At 47.4% G+C, this 1,646-nt stretch carries 9 tRNA genes and 2 rRNA genes; all 11 read right to left on the bottom strand.

The annotated features are described in order from the left end of the window. A 16S ribosomal RNA gene (locus CSV77_RS16670) occupies window positions 1-135 on the bottom strand; the annotation flags it as partial. A 273-nt stretch (window positions 136-408) separates the two neighbouring features. After that, a tRNA-Ala gene (locus CSV77_RS16665) sits at window positions 409-484 on the bottom strand. A gap of 7 nt (window positions 485-491) precedes the next feature. Next, a tRNA-Pro gene (locus tag CSV77_RS16660) sits at window positions 492-568 on the bottom strand. 22 nt (window positions 569-590) lie between these two features. Further along, window positions 591-667: transfer RNA gene (locus CSV77_RS16655), tRNA-Arg, on the bottom strand. Window positions 668-683: 16 nt separating this feature from the next. Then, a tRNA-Leu gene (locus CSV77_RS16650) sits at window positions 684-772 on the bottom strand. A 16-nt stretch (window positions 773-788) separates the two neighbouring features. Beyond that, window positions 789-860 (bottom strand) — tRNA-Gly (locus CSV77_RS16645). 8 nt (window positions 861-868) lie between these two features. Beyond that, a tRNA-Leu gene (locus tag CSV77_RS16640) sits at window positions 869-950 on the bottom strand. A 21-nt stretch (window positions 951-971) separates the two neighbouring features. Next, window positions 972-1,047, bottom strand: a tRNA-Lys gene (locus CSV77_RS16635). An 8-nt stretch (window positions 1,048-1,055) separates the two neighbouring features. Further along, a tRNA-Thr gene (locus CSV77_RS16630) sits at window positions 1,056-1,131 on the bottom strand. A gap of 14 nt (window positions 1,132-1,145) precedes the next feature. Beyond that, a tRNA-Val gene (locus CSV77_RS16625) sits at window positions 1,146-1,221 on the bottom strand. Between the two features lie 95 nt (window positions 1,222-1,316). Continuing rightward, window positions 1,317-1,432 (bottom strand): 5S ribosomal RNA (gene rrf / locus CSV77_RS16620). Between the last annotated feature and the right edge of the window lie 214 nt (window positions 1,433-1,646).

The raw sequence follows: 1,646 nt of genomic DNA, 5'->3' as shown, positions 1-1,646 counted from the left end.
AGGGCAGGTTGCCCACGTGTTACTCACCCGTCCGCCGCTAACTGAAGGAAGCAAGCTTCCAACAGTTCGCTCGACTTGCATGTATTAGGCATGCCGCCAGCGTTCGTCCTGAGCCAGGATCAAACTCTCCATAATACTGACCACCGATTCACAGCAAATTGCGTCGTCAGTTTCACTCGCTCAGTCGGTCACGTACCTGAGTACGCTCCCTCTTTCGCTCGATCACTTCCTAGCACTTCACTGCAACTCGATGCCCAGTAGATGAAAATTCGATTAGCTCGAGTTTCATTTGCTGGCATCAATTAAGATACTCATTTTGTTTGTGTCACCGTTAGGTGCACAAACTGTATTTCGTTAACGTTTTGCTGTTCAGTTTTCAAGGTTCATGAGATTTATTAAAGTAATATTTGGTGGAGCCTAACGGGATCGAACCGTTGACCTCCTGCGTGCAAGGCAGGCGCTCTCCCAGCTGAGCTAAGGCCCCAAATAAGTGGTCGGGAAGACAGGATTCGAACCTGCGACCCCTTGGTCCCAAACCAAGTGCTCTACCAAGCTGAGCTACTTCCCGAGTCTAAAATATATAAATAATATGGCGCGCCTGGCAGGAGTCGAACCCACAACCTTCTGATCCGTAGTCAGACGCTCTATCCAATTGAGCTACAGGCGCATATTATGAAAGTAATTGGTGCCGAGAACCGGAATCGAACCGGTACGGTAGTCACCTACCGCAGGATTTTAAGTCCTGTGCGTCTGCCAGTTCCGCCACCCCGGCAAGAGTGGAATTTAAAAGCGGAAGACGGGATTCGAACCCGCGACCCCGACCTTGGCAAGGTCGTATTCTACCACTGAACTACTTCCGCATGAAAAATGCGGGTGAAGGGAGTCGAACCCCCACGCCCGAAGGCACTAGATCCTAAGTCTAGCGTGTCTGCCAGTTCCACCACACCCGCGATATGTTTCGGCAAAAATAATGGTGAGCCGTACAGGATTCGAACCTGTGACCCTCTGATTAAAAGTCAGATGCTCTACCAACTGAGCTAACGGCTCGTATTAAGTGGTGCCGGCGAAAGGACTTGAACCCTCAACCTACTGATTACAAGTCAGTTGCTCTACCAGTTGAGCTACACCGGCAGGTGTAGAATATATGGTGGAGGATGACGGGCTCGAACCGCCGACCCCCTGCTTGTAAGGCAGGTGCTCTCCCAGCTGAGCTAATCCTCCTGGGTATAATTTCAATATTTAATAGATATGTCCTTGTTCTTTTTGATCACTAGGTTATGTATAGAATACTCAGTGTCAATCTTAAGAAAAGAATTGCCTGGCGACGTCTTACTCTCACAGGGGGAAACCCCCAACTACCATCAGCGCTGAAGAGCTTAACTTCCGTGTTCGGTATGGGAACGGGTGTGACCTCTTCGCCATCGTCACCAGACTATGTATCCTCATTTTTGAGGACATTTATTATTATAACACTTATTATACTTAATGCAAGCATTATTTTAAATACTTTTTTTGAGTAAAGCTTGTTCACTCAAAACTGAATAAAAGACATTGTGTAGTTCAAGTAACTACTTTTTACAATAGGTTAAGTCCTCGATCGATTAGTATCTGTCAGCTACATACGTCGCCGTACTTACACCCCAGAC

This window comes from Sporosarcina sp. P16b (assembly GCF_002743065.1).
Lineage (GTDB): Bacteria > Bacillota > Bacilli > Bacillales_A > Planococcaceae > Sporosarcina.
Note: the sequence above shows the minus strand (reverse complement) of the source record. Positions and strands in the feature narration are given on the sequence as shown.